Below are 579 nucleotides of genomic sequence, written 5' to 3'. Positions count from 1 at the left end.
TTGGGCATCGGCTACGCCAACCTGGGCGCGTTGCTGATGGCCACCGGCCACGCCTACGACTCCGAGGGTGGCCGCGCCCTGGCCGCCTCCATCACCTCGCTCATGCAGGCCGTGGCGTACAAGCGGTCCGCGGAGCTGGCCGGCATCGTCGGCCCGTACGAGGGTTACGCCCGCAACGCCGAGGCGCACCAGCGGGTGATCCGCAAGCACGCCGCGGCCAACGACCTGATCCGCACCTACCACGCCAACGACGCGGCGGTGCAGAAGCTGGCGACCAGCGTGTGGCAGGAGGGCATCCAGGTCGGCGCGCGCAACGGTTGGCGCAACGCGCAGGCCAGCGTGCTCGCCCCCACGGGCACCATCGGTCTGATGATGGACTGCGACACCACCGGTATCGAGCCGGACCTGGCCCTGGTCAAGTTCAAGAAGCTCGTCGGCGGCGGCTCCATGCAGATCGTCAACCAGACCGTCCCCCGCGCCCTGAAGTCCCTCGGCTACCAGGCCGAGCAGATCGAGGCCATCACCGAGCACATCGGCGAACACGGCCACGTCGTCGACGCCCCCGGCCTCAAGCCCGAA

General features: G+C 69.8%; 1 protein-coding gene. It reads left to right on the top strand.

Features of this window, described 5'->3' with window-relative positions; translation table 11 throughout:
* Positions 1 to 579, top strand: a 579-nt coding sequence (locus tag KZQ38_RS35705) for a ribonucleotide reductase barrel domain-containing protein (RefSeq protein ID WP_504739577.1), incomplete at both ends; no start/stop codon positions are given.

This window comes from Saccharothrix obliqua (genome assembly GCF_019375475.1).
Classification (GTDB): domain Bacteria; phylum Actinomycetota; class Actinomycetes; order Mycobacteriales; family Pseudonocardiaceae; genus Actinosynnema; species Actinosynnema obliqua.
The sequence above is the reverse complement of the archived record's forward strand: the minus strand, read 5'-3'. Positions and strand labels throughout refer to the sequence as shown.